Origin of the sequence: Hyalangium versicolor (assembly GCF_020103695.1) — a bacterium.
GTDB classification, from domain to species: domain Bacteria; phylum Myxococcota; class Myxococcia; order Myxococcales; family Myxococcaceae; genus Hyalangium; species Hyalangium versicolor.
Genome location: NZ_JAHXBF010000003.1, coordinates 597,500 through 614,545, shown reverse-complemented (window position 1 = coordinate 614,545; position 17,046 = coordinate 597,500). Strand labels below are relative to the sequence as shown.

14 protein-coding genes are annotated in these 17,046 nt (G+C 67.6%); 5 read left to right on the top strand and 9 right to left on the bottom strand.

Annotation, left to right across the window (positions count from 1 at the left end; translation table 11 throughout):
- Positions 1-7: 7 nt before the first annotated feature.
- From KY501_RS08720 to KY501_RS08705, 4 genes are all read right to left on the bottom strand, one after another.
- Positions 8-568, bottom strand: a complete 561-nt coding sequence (locus tag KY501_RS08720; protein ID WP_224362210.1) for a tetratricopeptide repeat protein — start codon at positions 566-568, stop codon at positions 8-10.
- A 264-nt stretch (positions 569-832) separates the two neighbouring features.
- Positions 833-2,473, bottom strand: coding sequence for a sigma-54-dependent transcriptional regulator (locus KY501_RS08715; protein WP_224362209.1), 1,641 nt, complete (start codon positions 2,471-2,473; stop codon positions 833-835).
- 20 nt (positions 2,474-2,493) lie between these two features.
- Positions 2,494-3,495 carry a GGDEF domain-containing protein gene (locus KY501_RS08710; RefSeq protein ID WP_224362208.1) on the bottom strand — a complete coding sequence of 334 codons (1,002 nt, stop codon included), beginning with the start codon at positions 3,493-3,495 and terminating at the stop codon, positions 2,494-2,496.
- Positions 3,496-3,626: 131 nt separating this feature from the next.
- On the bottom strand, positions 3,627-3,905 hold the full coding sequence (locus tag KY501_RS08705; protein ID WP_224362207.1) for a glutaredoxin family protein: 279 nt from the start codon (positions 3,903-3,905) through the stop codon (positions 3,627-3,629).
- A gap of 21 nt (positions 3,906-3,926) precedes the next feature.
- On the opposite strand from KY501_RS08705, the gene KY501_RS08700 reads away from it, so the two are divergent.
- Positions 3,927-5,081 (top strand): DUF4388 domain-containing protein, encoded by a 1,155-nt coding sequence (locus tag KY501_RS08700; RefSeq protein ID WP_224362206.1) that lies wholly within the window; start codon positions 3,927-3,929, stop codon positions 5,079-5,081.
- Positions 5,082-5,097: 16 nt separating this feature from the next.
- On the opposite strand, the gene KY501_RS08695 is transcribed toward KY501_RS08700, so the two are convergent.
- Entirely contained in the window at positions 5,098-6,813 is a 1,716-nt protein-coding gene (locus tag KY501_RS08695) for a penicillin-binding transpeptidase domain-containing protein (protein WP_373691571.1), read from the bottom strand.
- 113 nt (positions 6,814-6,926) lie between these two features.
- Here KY501_RS08695 and KY501_RS08690 point away from each other — a divergent pair, with 113 nt between their 5' ends.
- Positions 6,927-7,712, top strand: coding sequence for an ABC transporter permease (locus KY501_RS08690; RefSeq protein WP_224362205.1), 786 nt, complete (start codon positions 6,927-6,929; stop codon positions 7,710-7,712).
- Complete coding sequence (locus KY501_RS08685; protein WP_224362204.1) at positions 7,709-8,620, top strand: ABC transporter ATP-binding protein; 912 nt, start codon at positions 7,709-7,711, stop codon at positions 8,618-8,620. Before KY501_RS08690 ends, KY501_RS08685 begins: the two co-directional genes overlap by 4 nt.
- Before the next feature lie 22 nt (positions 8,621-8,642).
- On the opposite strand, the gene KY501_RS08680 is transcribed toward KY501_RS08685, so the two are convergent.
- Positions 8,643-8,897 (bottom strand): sulfurtransferase TusA family protein, encoded by a 255-nt coding sequence (locus KY501_RS08680; RefSeq protein ID WP_224362203.1) that lies wholly within the window; start codon positions 8,895-8,897, stop codon positions 8,643-8,645.
- A 221-nt stretch (positions 8,898-9,118) separates the two neighbouring features.
- On the opposite strand from KY501_RS08680, the gene KY501_RS08675 reads away from it, so the two are divergent.
- Positions 9,119-11,098 carry a DsbA family protein gene (locus KY501_RS08675; protein ID WP_224362202.1) on the top strand — a complete coding sequence of 660 codons (1,980 nt, stop codon included), beginning with the start codon at positions 9,119-9,121 and terminating at the stop codon, positions 11,096-11,098.
- Between the two features lie 85 nt (positions 11,099-11,183).
- Here KY501_RS08675 and KY501_RS08670 read toward each other — a convergent pair whose 3' ends face one another.
- Together KY501_RS08670 and KY501_RS08665 are read right to left on the bottom strand one after the other, a co-directional pair.
- Positions 11,184-11,570 (bottom strand): RidA family protein, encoded by a 387-nt coding sequence (locus KY501_RS08670; protein WP_224362201.1) that lies wholly within the window; start codon positions 11,568-11,570, stop codon positions 11,184-11,186.
- 82 nt (positions 11,571-11,652) lie between these two features.
- Positions 11,653-13,863: a RelA/SpoT family protein gene (locus tag KY501_RS08665; RefSeq protein ID WP_224362200.1), complete on the bottom strand. Its 2,211-nt coding sequence runs from the start codon at positions 13,861-13,863 to the stop codon at positions 11,653-11,655.
- Between the two features lie 613 nt (positions 13,864-14,476).
- Between KY501_RS08665 and KY501_RS08660 the strand changes: the two genes are divergently transcribed.
- The gene (locus tag KY501_RS08660; RefSeq protein WP_224362199.1) at positions 14,477-15,235 is read left to right on the top strand and encodes an FHA domain-containing protein; all 759 of its coding nucleotides are present in this window, start codon (positions 14,477-14,479) and stop codon (positions 15,233-15,235) included.
- A gap of 15 nt (positions 15,236-15,250) precedes the next feature.
- On the opposite strand, the gene KY501_RS08655 is transcribed toward KY501_RS08660, so the two are convergent.
- Positions 15,251-16,897: a serine/threonine-protein kinase gene (locus KY501_RS08655; protein ID WP_224362198.1), complete on the bottom strand. Its 1,647-nt coding sequence runs from the start codon at positions 16,895-16,897 to the stop codon at positions 15,251-15,253.
- Positions 16,898-17,046 lie beyond the last annotated feature (149 nt).

Sequence of the window (17,046 nt, the reverse complement as noted above, 5' to 3'; positions counted from 1 at the left end):
GAACCGCTCAGCCCACCGGCCTCAGCCGGGCCGCCAGGTGCGCGAAGTGGCTGCTGCGCTCGGCATCCCCCAGGTGGGACCAGACGTCCGCCAGCGCCCTCGCCGCGTCCACGTAGGCAGGATGGTACTCGAGCGCCAACTCGAACGCGTGCCGCGCATGCCGATAGCGCGCCTTGTCCACCCGTCGGCCCTTCGCCAGCAGCGACTCGCCCAGGCTGAAGATCTCCACGGCCGCCGCCTCGCGATACGGAGGTTCGGGATTGAGCTGGAAGGCGCGCTCCAGCAGCAGCGAGGCGTCCTCGGGCTCGTCCAGCTCGAGCTGGCACATCGCCGCGTTGCGGTAGTTGTCCGCGAGCGAGTCGTCCAACTCGATGGCCCGCTTGAAACATTGCAGCGCCTCGGCGGGCCGCCCCAGCCTCATGAGCGAGAAGCCCTTGGCGCTGAGCGCCGGAGTATGCCGGGGATCCTCACCCAGTACCTTGTCGAAGGCCCGGATGGCGGCCGGGTGATCCCCGGCCATGGAGCGATTCACACCCTCGTTGAGGGTAGCGAGCAGCTTGTGTGACATCCCTTCCCTCTCGAACCACGAGCCGCGTGCATCACGGCCGAACCCCTAGCCTGACAGGCGGCAAGCGGCCTGAAAAGACGCTCTCCCGAGAGCATCTCCCCGAGTAGGAAGTCACGCTAATAAGTGCTCACATCACCGCATGGGATGTGGAATTCCCTCGATTTCCGGCACCCCGGCGGAGCCTGCGGGAAAATCCGGGAATCGAGGACCCCACCCCCGTGCCTGAGCCGACCGCCCCTCACGGAGCGGTCTCTCTTCCGGCCATCAGAACTCCGCGCTGGCTCGCGGATCGACGATGCCGCACTCTTTGATCTTGTAGAGCAGCGCCTTGTAGCTGATGCGCAGCTTGCCCGCGGCCTTGCGCTTGTTCCACGCCGTGCGCTGGAGCATCGCCAGGATGGCCTCGCGCTCGGCCAGCATCGCCGCCCGCTTGCCGATGTCCTTCAGCGACATCTCCCCCACCGGAACGCTCGGAGGCGGAGGCGGAGGCTGTGGAATATCGAACGGGTTGTTGTACCGAGGCGCCATCTGATTGAGCGGGACCTCTGTCACCGGCGGCGACACCGACGCACCACCCCGGGGAGGCATCTCCAGCACCTGCACGGAGGAACCCGGAGGCGGACGCACCGGCTCGGGCTCGGGAGCAGGAGCTCGCGTCGGCGGAGGCAGGCCCTCATCCCCTGCGTACGCCGTGGGCAGAGACGGAGCGCTCGCCGGCGCCCGGCCCTCCCGAAGCTCATCCAGCACCAGCGTCGGGTCCTTCAGCACGCACAACCGGCGGACCATGTTCTCCAGCTCGCGCACGTTGCCCGGCCAGTCATACGTGGTGAAGGCCTTCAGTATCTCCGAGGGCAGCTCCGACACGCCCTGGATGTAGCTGCGCCCGTACTTCTTGAGGAAGTGGTCCGTCAGCGGCACCACGTCCTCCATGCGCTCGCGCAACGGCGGCAGGCGGATGGCCACTACGTTGAGGCGGTAGTAGAGGTCCTCGCGGAAGTTGCCCAGCGCGATCTCTTTCTCCAGATCGCGGTTGGTGGCCACCACCACGCGGCTGTCCACCCGGACGCTCTTCTTGCCGCCCACGCGGAAGAACTCCTCGTCCTGCAACACCTGGAGCAGCTTGGCCTGCAGCCGGATCGCCATCTCGCCGATCTCATCCAGGAAGATGGTGCCCTGATCGGCCAGCTCGAACTTGCCCGGCTTCTCCGCCGTCGCGCCGGTGAAGGCGCCGCGCTCGTGGCCGAAGAGCTCGCTCTCCAGCAGCTCGCCCGGCAGCGCCGCGCAGTTCACCTTGATGAACGGCCGGCTCCGGCGCTGGCTGCGCGCGTGGATCTCCCGGGCAATGACTTCCTTGCCCGTACCGGACTCGCCGAGCAGCAGCACCGGCACGTCCGTGTCCGCGATGCGCTCCACCAGCGCACGCGCACGGCGCATCGCCGGCGAGGTGGAGATCAGCACCCGCGCCTCATTGAAGCTGTCGAGCACCGCCGGAGCCGCCTGCCGAGCCGGCCCGGGCGCCGCGGCCTGACGGGCCGGAGCCCGCGTCCCGAGCGCACGCGCCAGCACATCCTCCAGCTCGTCATTGCTGAACGGCTTGGAGAGGTAATCACTGGCCCCCATCTTCATGGCGCGCACCGCGTCATCCGCGCCCGCCAACGCCGACAAGACGATGACTGGCGCCGAGCCTCCCGAGCTCCGGTAGTGCCGCAGCACCTCCAGGCCGCTCATCTCCGGCATCACCACGTCCAGCAGCACCGCGTCGAAGGATCCCCCTTCGAGCATCTCCAGGGCCTGAGCTCCCGTGGAGGCGCACCGCACCTGGTACCCCGCGTTCCCCAGCAGCTCGGCCAGGAACGTGCGCACCGACTCCTCGTCGTCCACCACCAGCACCGCGATCCGATCCATCCCCTCGTCTCCCCTCGCCCTCACGAAGAAAGTGTGACTGCCAGTGCTTCCTGGCCACCCTCTTCATTCCTCTCCCCGACAGCCGGCTCCTGCCGGCTCCCCGCCGCCGCCCCGCGCGCTCGGCGCAACTCTTGAATCGCTCCATTCAGCAACTGCGTGGGCACCCCCACCATGTCCGGGAAGCTCACCGCCCCCAGCACCAGGGACGCGCGCAGCGCCTTGCCCTCCACCTGGAAACGCGCCAGCTCGAAGCGAGCGGCGATCCGTGACAGCACCAGCGGCAGCGCCTCGGCCGTCGTGCCCGGCAACAGCACGGCGAACTCCTCCTCGGACACGCGCGCCACCACATCCGACTCGCGAACCGTCTGCCCCAGCACCACCGCGGTGTAGACCAACAGCCGCTCCACCATGGAGCGCCCATGCTGCTTTCGGAAGGCCCTCAGGTTCTGTGGCGAGCACGCCGCCACGGAGAAGACACCGCCGTAGCGCTCCGCCCGCCGCGCCTCCAGGCCAATCTGCGCCAGCAGGAACGGACGGTTGTAGAGCCCCGTGAGCGGATCATGCAGCACCAGCGCGGTGCCCGCGTCCGCGCCCTCGGCGGCGCGCAGCACCGAGTCCCTCAGCCGGAGCTGCGCGTGCAGCTTGAGCGCCAGCTCCGAGCCCGGCCCGGTGCGCGGCACCAGGTCCACGCACTGGCCCTTCTCCACGCAGAAGCGCCAGGCCTCGGGATCATGCGGATTCACCAGGTAGAGCATGGGCACCGTGCCCCGGCCGATCTGCCGGAGCCTGCGCACCGTGGCCACCGCCGCGAAGTCCGGAGCATGGGCCGCCAGCACCACGGCGTCCGGGCGGATCACCTCGAACAGAGGTGCGGCCGCATCGAACCGTGTGAGCGGAACCACCCGGAACCCCGCCTCCACCAGCAGGGCCCGCGTCGCCTCCAGATCTTCCGCCCGTGGCTCCACCAGGAGCACGGTCGGCTGGGATCCGGCCTTTCCACCGTGCCTGCGCTTTAGCGCCACCGCTCCCACCTCCTGCCCCCACCCAGAACTTTCTTACCCACCGCGCCCCTCGCCGTGTCACCCAGATTTACAGCCCCACTCCCCGCCCTACCCCACCCATCCCCTTGAAGTTCCTGGAGAAGGGCACTGCGTTACTCATCTCGTGCGCGGAGATGAGCAACCTCTGTGCCATCCTGGGCCCTGCGCAGCCATGCCTCGAGAGCCCCCTCATCCACCCGGTGCTTGAAAGCCAGTTGACCGTCAATCAGCACCACGGGGATGTCGTAGCGCCACGCCATCATGCCCGCAGGATCCTCCAGAATGCTGATGACCCGTAGCTCGAAGGGGATGCGGGCACGCACGCGCTCCACGACGTCAATCGCCTCGTCACAGAGCGAGCAGGAGGGTTTCGAGTAGATATCCACCTTCATGGCGATGCAGGATGCTCAGCGATGCACGGCCTGTCAGGAGATTTCGCGACGATGCCCCTCAAGGACGTCGTCAACTACCTGGGAAACCGTCGGGTCTCCGGCAAGCTCCTGGTCCAACGGGGGGGCGTGTACAAAGACCTGACGTTGAGCGAGGGCGCGGTGATCAGCGCCAGCTCGAACCAGCCCCGCGAGTACCTGGGACAGTTCCTGATCAACATGGGTCACCTGACCGAGGATCAGCTCAGCCGGGCCTTCGAGGCCCAGCGGGAGACGGACTTCCGGCTGGGGAAGATCCTGGTGATCAAGGAGATCGTCCCCGAGTCGACGGTGCTCAGCATGCTGAGCCTGAAGTTCCGGGAGATGCTGCTGGATGCCTTCCAGTGGCCAGACGGGGAGTTCCAGTTCGAAGGGGTGGAGCTGGCCAACGCGCTGGAGGGGTTGGATGTGCGGGTGGATCTGCTGGACATCCACCGCGAGGGCGAGTTCCGGGAAACGGCGTGGGAGGCGATCCGGGCGGCATTCCCAACGGGGAAGGCGCGGTTGACGGTGGACGAGCGGAAGCTGGCCGAGCCTCGGCAGCCTGGGAGCATGGACGAGCGCCTGGTTCAGCTGATCAAGGACGGGCTGACGATCGACGAGATGGCGCTGGCGCTGCATGCCTCGGACTTCTACCTGTACCAGCGGCTGTACGCGCTGTACCGGCGGGACGCGGTGAAGGTGCGCGAGGAGACGACGCCTCCACCTGTGGCGGAAGAGGTGGAGGAGGCGGGGCCGCAGATCATCGGCTCGGAGTCGTCGGTGGACGAGGTGCTGCAGGCGGCGCGGATGTTCATCGACGGGCTGAACTACCGGGATGGAGAGGTGCTGGCGCGCCGGGCGCACGAGATGGCGCCCTCGGCGGAGACGGCGGATCTGCTCAAGCAGGCGGAGATGGGCCTGCTGGAGGTGCTGCGACTGGTGCTGATGGATCCGCCACAGATCCCGGCACTGCAGGTGCCGCAGGCCCAGTTGAAGACGATGCAGTTGAGCGCCCCGGAGCGCTATCTGCTGTCGCGCATCGACGGCAAGCGGGACGTGGCGGCGATCGTCCGCGTGTCCCCGCTGCACGAGTTGGACGCGCTGAAGTACTTCCAGAGCTTCGTGGACAGCGGCTTCGTGAAGCTCAACCCGCGCTGAGGGACAGGCCTGTGCCTCACGGAGACGGAGGCGCGGCGTTCCCGGCGGGTGCTGTCATCTCCACAGTTCCCTCTTCCTGGGACTCGTCGTCCTCGTCCTGGCCTTCGGGCTGGGACGGGGTAGGAGTGGCCACGGCGGGCTGAACGGAGGATGGCGTCGTCTTCCCTGCCACCGCAGGTTGAACGGAGGACGGCGTCGCCTTGCCTGCCGATGCAGGCTGCACGGACATCTGCGCCGCCTTCCCTGCTACTGCTGGTTCGACGGACAACGCCGCAGCCTTCTGCGCCGCGCCAGCCTCCGCAGCCGCCGAAACCGACTTGCCCGCCGCCACTTCCACGGCAGAAGCCGGCTCTGCCTTCACGGCCACCCCGGGCTCAGCGGACACCGGAGACACCTTCTCCACCCCAGCCGGCTCCACGGGAGCAGGAGCCGTCTTCACCGCCACGTTCTGCGGCGGCGGCGCGGGCAATCGCTCCAATGCCAGACGCATCGCCTCGCGCCCCAGCCACGTGCCTCGAATGCGCCAGAGCGGATCATTGGCCACGATGGCCGCCACCGCCACGCGCGGATGATCCTTGGGTGCGAACCCCACGAACCACGAGTAGTCCCGGAACGGATTCTTGTCCGCCAGCGTGCCCGTCTTCCCCACCGCACCCGGAACCCGGAAGGCCCGCTCGCGGAAGATGCGCCGCGCGGTGCCATGGGTCACCGTCTCCTCCAACATGTCCGCCAGGGCCCTCTGGACCTCGGGAGTCAGCACCTGCTCGCCCTCGGGAGGCTGCACGCCAGGCCCAGGCTCGAAGAGAACCGGATCCCGCCACACACCCGTCGCAGAGGCCGCCGCCAGCGCCGCCCCATGCAGCGGCGACAGGAACACGTCCCCAAAACCCGCGCCGGCATTGGCCAGCCCGAACTCATCATCCGGAATCGAAGCCAACGAGACCTCCGTGGGGATGGGGAACGAAATGGGCCGGTTGAAGCGCAACCGCGCCGCCATCCGCCGCAGCGTGTCCGCCGCCAGGTACTTCTTGGTCATCTTCGCGAAGATGACGTTGGCGCTCTTCCCCATGGCCGAGGCCAGCGAATAGCACGCCCCATCCCGCTCGCTGTCCTCCAGGAGCCGCTCGTCGAGCCGCCGCTTCCCACCGTGGAAGCAGGCCTCCTCGGTTGGAGACACTCCCGCCTCCAGCAGCGCACTGCCCGTCACGATCTTGAAGATGCTGGCCGCCGGGAACACCGCGCGCGTCGTCAGCCCGCGCATGTCCGGCTGGGCCTCCGAGTGCTCCGCGAGCGCCAGCACCCGGCCCGTAGAGGGCTCCAGCACCACCGCCGCACCATACGGAGTCTGGTAGTCCTTCATGATGCGGACGAGCTGCTCCTGAAGCACCGGATCGATCGTGAGCGTCGCCTCGCCCTCGGGCCCCGGCACCACGAGCCGCCCGTCCCGCCGGAGCTTCGCCCGCGACAGCAGATCCTCCTTGCGGCTCAGCGAGCGCATCTTCGTGATGGGCGGAGCATCCTTGCGCGAAGGCACCGGCGTGGGAGGCACCAGGCCCAGCACCTCAGTCCCCACGTTCGCCGCCCCCACCCCGGCATCGGGCACGCCCGCATCCGGAACAAGCGCAGCGACAGGGCCAGGCTCCTCGGTGGCACCCGTGGCAGTCCCCATGGCCCCCAGCAACAGGGCCACAGGCAGGATCAGCGCGGCAAGTACGTGACGGGAGTCCAGCATTGAATCCGATCCTAGATCTCTGGACGAGTCTGTCCACGTCCGCTTCCTCGGCTGCTCTCGGAAGAGCGGAAACTGGCACGGCCACTGAAGATTTTGGCTAGGGTGCCCCCACCTTGGACGGATTCAAAGAAATCGCGGTGGTCTGGAGTGCCGAGACCCTTCGGGCCGTGCGCAGCGCCCGCACCCTGGTGCTGCTCGGCCTCTACGGCATGTTCTCCCTGGTGGTCCTGCTCGTGGCCACCGTCGTGGCCAATCAGGTCCGCGCCAGCATCCAGGGCATGGAAGCCCTGGAGCAGATGCCCACCGACGTGGCCTACATCTTCAAGATCACCCTCTGGTTCCTCCCCGTCTACGTGGCCCTGATGGGCTTCGATCAGATCAGCGGAGAGGTGGGCTCGCGCTCCATCCGCTACCTCACCGTGCGCGCCCGGGTGTCCTCGGTGCTGCTGGGCAAGTTCCTCGTCCAGTCCTCGCTGCTGGTGGGGCTCGTCTTCGTCATCGACGTGGGCCTCTTCATCTACGCCCGCTTCGCCCACCCGAACTTCGCCTTCACCGCCATGCTGCTGAGCCTGCTCAAGGTGTGGTTGGCCACCCTGGTCTTCGCCCTGGCCTACGTGGCCATCACCACGTTCTGCTCGAGCCTGTTCCGCACCTCGGGAGTGAGCCTCGTCTTCAACTTCGTCCTGATCATGTCCTTCCTGCTGATGGAGCTCATCGGCTGGTACTCCGAGAACAAGTCGTTCCTCGTCTACATCCGCTACCTGGCCCCCTCGTACTACTCAGGGAACCTGCTGAGCCCCGTGCCCAGCGAGTTCGGCCTCAGCGCCCTGGCCTACGCCTGCTTCACCGCCGTCTTCCTCGGCGGCGCCTACGCCGTCCTGCGCGCGAGGGACCTGTGAGCGACTCCGCCATCGAGCTGACCCAGGTCACCAAGCGCTTCGGCCTCAAGGTGGCCGTCAACGCCGTCACCCTCTCCATCCCCCATGGCCAGGTGTACGGCCTCATCGGCCCCAACGGCGCCGGGAAGACGACCGCCTTCTCCATGATGTGCGGCTTCCTCCACCCCTCCGAGGGCAGCCTCCGGGTGATGGGCGTCAACCCGGCGACTCCCGGAGCCCTCAAGGGCAAGCTGGGCGCGCTCCCCCAGGACGCCATCCTCCCAGCGGGCTGGCAGATCGGCGCGCTCCTCACCTACTGGGCGCGGCTGTCCGGCCTCCCCCAGCCCGAGCGCGAAGCCCGCGAATCCCTCGAACGCGTCGGACTGGCCGACGCCTGGTCCACCGCCACCGAGGCCCTCTCTCACGGCATGGCCAAGCGCACCGCCATGGCCCAGGCCCTCATGGGGCAACCGCCGCTGGTGCTCCTGGACGAACCCACCGCCGGCCTCGATCCCCGCGTCGCCGGCCAGGTGCGCCAGATCATCCGGGACATGAAGGGCAAGCAGACGGTGGTCGTCTCCAGCCACAACCTCCAGGAGTTGGAGGAGCTGTGCGACGCGGCCGCCATCCTCGATCGAGGCACCGTCGCCAAGCTCGGCACCATGTCCGAGCTGACCGGCCAGGGCGCCGAGTTCCGGGTGCAGATCGCCCGCGGAGAGGTTCTCCCACCCGAACTCACCCAGCTCCCGGGCGTCACCTCCGCGAAGATGGAGTCCCCCGGCGTGCTCCTGGTCCGCTTCGATGGCGAGGCCCACAAGCCCGAGGAGGTCATCAGCCGCACGGTCGGCCACCTGCTCCAGACGGGCGTCCTCATCCTCGGCGTCCACCGGGGCCAACGGCTCGAAGAACGTGTGCTGCAGATTCTTTGAAACTCCCGCGCGGTCCGTGTCACTACGGGCCGTGGACTCCCGGTATCCCGCCTGCCTTGCGCACCCACCCCACGTAGCTGGGGCCTCGGCGTTCCATGCGCAGCAGCGTGTTCCCGGTCGCCTCGCACCAGGCGGGCAGGTCGGCCTCCAGGCCTCTATCGGTGGAGATCAACTCCACCACCGCTCCCGCTGGCAGCCGCCGCATCGCCTTGGCGATCTCGATGATCGGCATGGGACAGGCGGCTCCCGAGGTGTCTACGCAAACGGCCGCTTCCATGATCGTCACTCTGGCATGCGCCGCCCCCCACGTGTGAGGGGGGAATTTCCCGGAAAAGTGTCGTGTTTCCGGGCCTCTAGGAGAGGTGGGGAAGCCGCCGAAGGGATGGCGGCTCGGCTTGCGTGGCCGGATTTCCCTCTGTTATCTAGCCCGCCTTCCTTTCCCCGCCCGGGGCCGCCACGCACAGTACGGACCTGAGACGCAAGGAGCAGAACGGAAAAATGAAAGCCAATGTGATCGTGGCCCTCGTCGTGGGCCTTGTGCTCGGGTTCTTTGGTGGCAGAGCGGCCACCGGCCCTGGTAAGAGCAGTGACACCGGCAGCGTTCAAGCTGCCAATGCGCCTTCGGCGCCCACCCAGGCCGCCAAGCCATCGCGCCAGGCCGATCCGACCGTGTTCAAGGTTCCCCTCGAGGACTCGCCCCGTCTGGGCAACGACGAAGCCCTCGTGACGATCGTCGAGTTCTCCGACTATCAGTGCCCGTTCTGCTCCCGCGCCCACACCACCGTGCAGAAGCTGCGCGAGGACTACGGCAACAAGGTCCGCGTGGTGATGAAGCAGAACCCCCTGCCCTTCCATCCCCGTGCCAAGCCCGCAGCCATGGCCGCCCTCGCCGCTGGCGAGCAGGGCAAGTACTGGGAGATGCATGACCTGCTCTTCGCCAACAACCGCGCCCTCGAGGACACGGACTTCGAGAAGCACGCCCAGGAGATCGGGCTGGATCTGCCCAAGTTCAAGCAGTCCCAGACCAACCCCAAGTTCCAGCAGATCATCGACCGCGACCAAGCGCTGGCCAGCCAGCTGGGCGCCAACGGCACCCCGGCCTTCTTCATCAATGGCCGCTTCCTGTCCGGCGCGCAGCCCATCGAGAACTTCAAGGCCATCATCGACGAGGAGCTGAGCAAGGCCGAGACGCTGGTGAAGAACGGCACCAAGCCGGGCCAGGTCTACGCCGCCATCATCGAGAAGGGCCAGGCGCGCGCCGCTCCGCCGCAGCCGGCTGCCCCGCAGCAGCCCTCGGGCCCGCGCAAGGTGGAAGTCCCCGTGGACGCCCCCGTCCAGGGCGAGAAGACGGCCAAGGTCACCATCGTCGAGTGGTCTGACTTCGAGTGCCCCTTCTGCAGCCGCGTGGAGCCCACGCTGGCCAAGGTCCGCGAGACGTACGGCAAGGACGTGCGCATCGTGTGGCGCAACCAGCCGCTGCCCTTCCACTCGCACGCCAAGCCGGCCGCCGAGGCCGCCATGGCCGCTCACGAGCAGGGCAAGTTCTGGGAGATGCACGGAAAGCTCTTCGCCAACCAGAAGGCCCTGGAGCGCGCGGACTTCGAGCGCTACGCCCAGGAGCTGAAGCTGGACATGGGCAAGTTCAAGCAGGCCCTGGACAGCGGCAAGTTCCGCGCTCGCATCGAGGCGGACTCCGCCGCCGGCACCGCCGTGGGCGCCACCGGCACCCCGAACTTCTTCATCAACGGCCGCCAGCTCGTGGGCGCCCAGCCCTTCGAGAACTTCAAGCAGGTCATCGATGAGGAGCTCGGCAAGGCGGACAAGCTGCTGGCCTCGGGCGTGAAGCCGGAGAACCTCTACGCGAAGATCATGGAGGCGGCCGCCAACGCCCCGCCGCCCTCCGAGCCCGCCGCCCCGGCCGAGCCGCCCGTGCAGAAGATCGAGATCGGCAAGGCGCCGGTGAAGGGCCCGGACAACGCTCCGGTCACCATCGTCGCGTGGTCCGACTTCGAGTGCCCCTTCTGCGGCCGGGTGATCCCCACCGTCCAGCAGGTGGAGCAGGAGTACAAGGGCAAGGTCCGCATCGCCTTCAAGCACCAGCCGCTGCCCTTCCACGCCAACGCGCGCCTGGCCGCCACCGCCGCCATGGCCGCCCAGGAGCAGGGCAAGTTCTGGGAGATGCACGACAAGCTGTTCTCCAACCAGCGCGCCCTGGACCGCGCCTCCCTGGAGAAGTACGCCCAGGAGATCGGTCTGGACGTGGGCAAGTTCAAGCAGGCCCTGGACACCGACAAGTTCAAGGCGCAGATCGACGCGGACTCCGCCGAGGGCATGCGCGTGGGCGCCAACGGCACCCCCACCTTCTTCATCAACGGCCGCACCTTCGTGGGTGCTCAGCCCTTCGAGAACTTCAAGAAGGTCATCGATGAGGAGCTGAAGAAGGCCCAGGGCGGCGCGGTGGCCAAGGACACCAAGTAGTCCTCACCGCTTCCCTGAAGTCTCCGAGGCCGTCGGACCCGCGTGGTCCGGCGGCCTCTGCCTTTGCGGGCTCGGAAGACCGGGCTCAGGAGACGGCGATGGCGTCGATCTCCACCTTGGCGCCGCGAGGCAGCGCGGCCACCTGCACGGTGGCGCGGGCCGGCGGGGCCGACGGGAAGTGGCGGCCATACACCTCGTTCACCTTGCCGAAGTCGCCCAGGTCCGTGAGGAAGATGGTGCAGCGCACCACATGGGAGAAGTCGAGCCCGGAGGCGGCGAGCACTTCCTTCAGGTTCTGCATCACCTGCTCAGCCTGGGCGACCACGTCTCCCTGCACCATCTCCATGGTCTTGGGGTTCAGGGGGATCTGCCCGGACAGGAAGGTCATCTTCCCCGCCTCTACCTGGATGGCCTGCGAGTACGGGCCAATCGCCTGGGGGGCGTTGTCGGAGTGAATGACTTTGCGCGCCATGGGGACACCTCGGGGTGAAGCGGCCGTCCGCCGGCCGCGGTCCGAGGTGGCTCTAGCACGAAACCCCGCGCGGGCGCGGGGCTCAGATGCGCTCGACAGAGTGCACGCCGTTGAGCCGTTCAATGGCGCGCATCAAGTCCGTGAGCTGCTTGAGGTCCGAGATCGTCACTTCGAAGGTGTTCACCGCGCGGTCATCCCCGGTGGCCCGGCAGTTGGCCTGGGAGATGTTGACGCCCTTCTTCGAGAAGGCGTTGGAGATGTCGGCCAGCAGGCCGGGGCGATCCGCGGTAAGGACTCGGAGGGTGACGGGGCGCTTGAAGTCGCCACGGACGTCCCAGGAGACATCGACGCGGCGTTCCGGATCGGTGGCGAGCGACTTCTCGCACTTGTCCGTGTGCACGGTGACGCCGCGCCCACGGGTGATGAAACCCACGATGGGGTCTCCCGGCACGGGATTACAACAGCGCCCGAAGCGGACGAGCACGTCGTCGACTCCGCCAATCTGCACGCCGCTCTTGCTGGTGCGCCCCACCAACCGCTTGGCCAGGTCCGTGACCTTGGACAGGCCCGGCAGCATGGACGAGCCGTTGCCGTCCCCATTGGAGCTGGGCATGGGCGGAGGAGGCCGCTCCTCGGCCGTCAGCTTCTCTTGCGGCACCACGCGTTGGGCCAGCTGTTGCGGCGTCACCTTGCCGTAGCCGATGGCCACGAGCAGATCATCCTCGATGCGGTAGCCCAGCTCCTCGGCGGCCTTCTTCATGTCGCCGTTCTTCATCAGCTTGTTGAGGTTGATCTGGTAGCGCTTGAGCTCGCGCTCGGCGAGCTCGCGCCCCAGCTGCAGGCTCTTGTCGCGCTGCTGCTGCTTGATGAAGTTGCGGATGCGCTGCTGGGCGCGGCTCGTCTTGACGAAGGTGAGCCAGTCCTTGGAGGGATGTGCCTGAGGACTGGTGAGCACCTCCACCATGTCGCCGTTCTTCAGCTTGTAGCGCAACGGGACGATCTTCCCGTTCACCTTGGCGCCCACGCACCGCCCGCCCACGTCCGAGTGGATCGCGTAGGCGAAATCCACCGGTGTGGCCCCGCGAGGCAGACTCTTCACGTCTCCCTTGGGCGTGAAGACGAAGACTTCATCGGTGAAGAGGTCGACCTTGACCGTCTCCAGGAACTCCTTGGGATCCTTCAGATCCTGCTGCCACTCCATGAGCTGGCGCAGCCAGGCGAACTTCTCGTCATCCTTGGAGATGAGGACCTTGCCCTCTTTGTAGGCCCAGTGCGCCGCGATGCCTTCCTCGGCGATCTTGTGCATCTCCGGGGTGCGGATCTGCACCTCCACGCGCTCGCTCAACGGGCCGATCACCGTGGTGTGCAGCGACTGGTACATGTTGGGCTTCGGGATCGCGATGAAGTCCTTGAAGCGTCCCGGCACCGGCTTCCACAGTTGGTGCACCAGGCCCAGCGCCTCGTAGCACGAGGGCAACGTGGGCATGAGGATCCGGAACGCGATGATGTCGTGGATCTGATCGAAGTCGATGCCCTGCTGCTTGATCTTCTTGTAGATGCTGTAGACGTGCTTGAAGCGGCCGGAGACGTCGCCCTTCAGCCCGCGCTCCTCCAGCTTGGTGCGGACAATGGCGGCGGTGTCGTCGATGTACTTCTCGCGCTCCTTCTTGCGCTTGTTCAGCTTCTCCTGGAGGTTGAAGAACTCCTGGGGCTTCACATAGCGGAAGGACAGATCTTCCAGCTCGATCTTGATCCAGCTGATGCCCAGGCGGTTGGCCAGGGGGGCGTAGATGTCCAGCGTCTCCTGCGCGATGCGGGCCTGCTTCTCCTCGGACATATGATCCAAGGTCCGCATGTTGTGCGTGCGGTCGGCCAGCTTCACGAGGATGACGCGGATGTCCTGCGCCATCGCGATGATCATCTTCCGGAAGTTCTCCGCCTGCTTTTCCTCCTGGGAGAGGGTGGCCGAGGCCGAGAACTTGGAAAGCTTGGTGACGCCGTCCACGAGCTGGGCCACTTCGGGGCCGAACAGCTCGGTGAGCTCCTCTGCGGTGGCCAGCGTGTCCTCGATGGTGTCATGGAGAAGACCCGTGACGATCGAAGCCTCGTCGAGCTTGAGCTCGGCCAGGATGCCGGCGACCTCGAGCGGGTGAACCAGATAGGGCTCCCCGGATTTGCGGAGCTGGCCCTGGTGCACCTTGGCCGAGTAGACGTACGCCTTCTTGATGATGTCCAGGTCGGGGTCCGGGTGATAGGAGGCAACCCGCTGGAGGATGTCGTTGAGGCGAATCATTTAGATACAGGGCTAATCGTAACTTTCGTATGCAGGGGGGGCAACGTTGCAGGTTCTCTCTGTTGATCTTGCACCCCCTGTTTACGCACCCCTAAAGTCGCCCCCGCCCATGTCACAGCTCCTGCTGTCCGCACTCGCCGTAGTCTGTCCGAACTGTGACGGCTACAATCCGCCCCGTTCCGCGGCGTGTGCGCAGTGTGGGGCCTCCGTGGCAGAGGCTCCGGGTGCCCGGGCGGCGCCTGCCCGGCCGGCGACCGGGCAGCGGCCAGCCATCCCCCCGGGCGCAGCGCCTCGAGCCGCCCCCGCCCCTCGAGGTCCCGAGAGCGGCCCTCCCGCAGTTCGCCCCGGCGAGGTGGTTCCCCCGGGGCTCAAACCATCCGCCCGGACGCCTCTCCCCACGACGAACGGGGGGCTCCCAGTCGAAGCTCCCGCCCGCCCCGGGCCGCCGGTACCCTCCGGCCCTCCTGTGGGGATGGCACGCCCGGCCCCTCACCCTCCTTCGGGCATGCGCCCCCAGCTCGCGGACGCCCCTCCGCCCAGAAGTGGGCCGAGCCCTCGCCAGGCGCCTCCTGTTCCAGCCGAGCGTTTGCCGCCCCCCGTGCCGGATGCGCCCATGCCTCGAGCAGCTCCCATGCCCGTGGCCGCGCCTGCCGCTCCGCCTGCGGCAGTTCCACCGGGAGTCGCTCCTGGTGCTGCTCCCGGTCCGGGGCGTGCGCCTCCGGCCGCTTCGCGGTTCGGGCTCACCGTCGTCGCCGGGTCGACCCGAGGGCAGCGCTACAAGCTGCCGGTCACCGGATGTGTGGTGGGCCGGAGCCGCGGCGCCATCCTCCTGCAGGATGACGCGTTCGTCTCCGCCCTGCACGCGACGTTCCTCGTGAAGGAAGGCGCGCTCTTCGTCCGGGACGAGAGCAGTGCCTCCGGCGTCTTCGTCACGATCCCCGGCACGGAGGCCATCGCCCCGAAGACGCTCTTCAGCGCCGGCGCGCGGTTGTTCCGCTTCAGCGGCCGCATCGAGATCCCCATTGCACAGGCGAGCCAGCCCGTCATCTACGGCGCTCCCGTGCCCCTGGGGCAGGCCATCTACGCCGTGGAGGAGATCCTCGTGGGCGGCCGAGCGGGCCGTGCCGTGGTGGCGGCCACCGCACTGCTCACCATCGGCCAGGCGCACTGCGACTTCAGCTTCCCGCAGGACGAGGGGCTTGCCGGCCGTCACTGCGAGCTGAGCCCGACGGCCACCGGCGCCATGCTGAGGGATCTGTCGGGCGGCCTGGGGACATATGTGCGCATCCCCCCCAGCACCGAGCGCCCGCTGCGCTCGGGAGACCGCGTCCGCATCGGCAACCACGTGTTCCAGGTGGATCTGCTGGGCTGAAGCGCTCCACGCGCCTCACTGCTGAACAGGCGGCATCGGCAGGGCTGCGTTGCTCTTCAGCGTCTGCTCGATGTAGCCCCGGGCCTTGGAGTTGGGGGCATCCTTCAGGTGCCGCGCCCACCAGTGGTTGGCCTCGTCCGGTTTGCCATTCTGCCAATAGACTTCGCCCAGCTTGAGGGATAGCTCCGGCTTGGGATCGGCCATGAAGGCATTCTTGTACTCGCTGGCCGCCAGGCCCAGGTAGCCGCGCTGGACCTGCCGATCTCCCTCGGTCTCGAACTTGATCGCCTTCTGCGCATTCCGGTTCCGCACGGGGATCTCCTGCTCGTACAGCGGCGTGAGATCCGGCCCGGTATCGGCAGCGGTCTGGCCTGGGATGGGAGCGCCCTTGTAGTACGCCCCAGGGTCCGGGGCCCCTCCAGGGTTGTTGTAGTAGAAGTAGTAGGCGGCGATCGCGATCGCGGCCAGCAGCAGGGTGATGGTGAGTGCCTTGAAGAAGTTGAAGCCGCCCTCCTCCTCCGAGGAGTTCGGCATGACGGCCGCGGTCCTGTCGCTCGTGGTCGCCGTGGGCACCGGGTTCTGCACCGTCTGCATCAGCTCCGGCACGGCGCGGACGGTGGCCTCCATGGTGGGCTCGTTGGAGCCCCAGCCCGGATCGGTGCGAGGTTGCGTGGCCAGGTGGCTGCCGCCCGTGGCCCGGCGCGGGATGGGCGCGAGCACCGGAGAGGACATGGGCGCTGGAGGCTGCGCGGCCTGGACGCGGCGAGACCCCTCCCCTCGGCGCCGCTCGCGATCCACCGCGACCAGCTCCGCCTTGAAGGCCTCGGCGTTGGCTGGCCGGTCATTCGGATCCTTGGAGAGGGCGCGGAGGATGAGGCGCTCCATCCCCGAGGAGATGCGCGCATCCGGGCGGCGACGCGACGGGGGCGGCGGCTCCTCGGTGAGGTGCTTGGTGGCGAAACCCACCGCGGAGTCGGACTCGAAGGGCAGCAGGCCCGTGGTGAGCTGGTAGAGGATGACGCCCACCGCGTACAGATCCGAGCGGTGATCGAGCTGCGCGCCCCGCGCCTGCTCGGGAGACATGTACTCGGGAGTGCCGCACACGAAGCCCGCGCGAGTGAGCGCTGGCACGTCCTCGCCGGACGAGTCGGTGATCTTCGCGATGCCGAAGTCCAGCACCTTCACGAAGTCCGGCTCGTTGCGGCGCTGCTCCACCATGATGTTCTCGGGCTTGAGATCGCGGTGGATGACGCCCGCGCCGTGCGCGTCCGAGAGCGCGGAGAGCACCTGGCTGACGATGCGCACGATGCGCGCCTCGGGCAGCGGCCAGTCGCGGCTGAGCACCTGGTGCAGGTCCTGCCCCGGCACGAACTCCATGGCGATGAAGAGCGCGTCGTCCTCGGCCTGGCCGAAATCCAGGATGCTGATGGAGTTGGGGTGGTTGAGCCGGCTGGCGGCCTTGGCCTCGCGCTGGAAGCGGGCCACGGTGCGCTCGTCCGACAGCAGGGACTGGCGCAGCACCTTGAGCACCACCGGCTTGTCCAGGGCGAGCTGGCGGGCCCGGTACACCTTGCCCATGCCGCCCTCACCGATCAGCGCTTCGACCCGGTACTTCTTCGCGAGCGTTTTGCCAATGTACTCGTCGGCCTCAGCCGTGCGCACGAGGGTCGAGCCGCATGAAGGGCAGTACCTCGAGGCTTCTCCGGCGTCTGTGCCACAGGTGGGGCAGCGCAAGGCGTGTTCCGTCTCAGGGTCGTTGAGTGTGGAGCCGGGACTTCAGCACGTTGCTCGGGTCTGCATCAAGCCGTGCT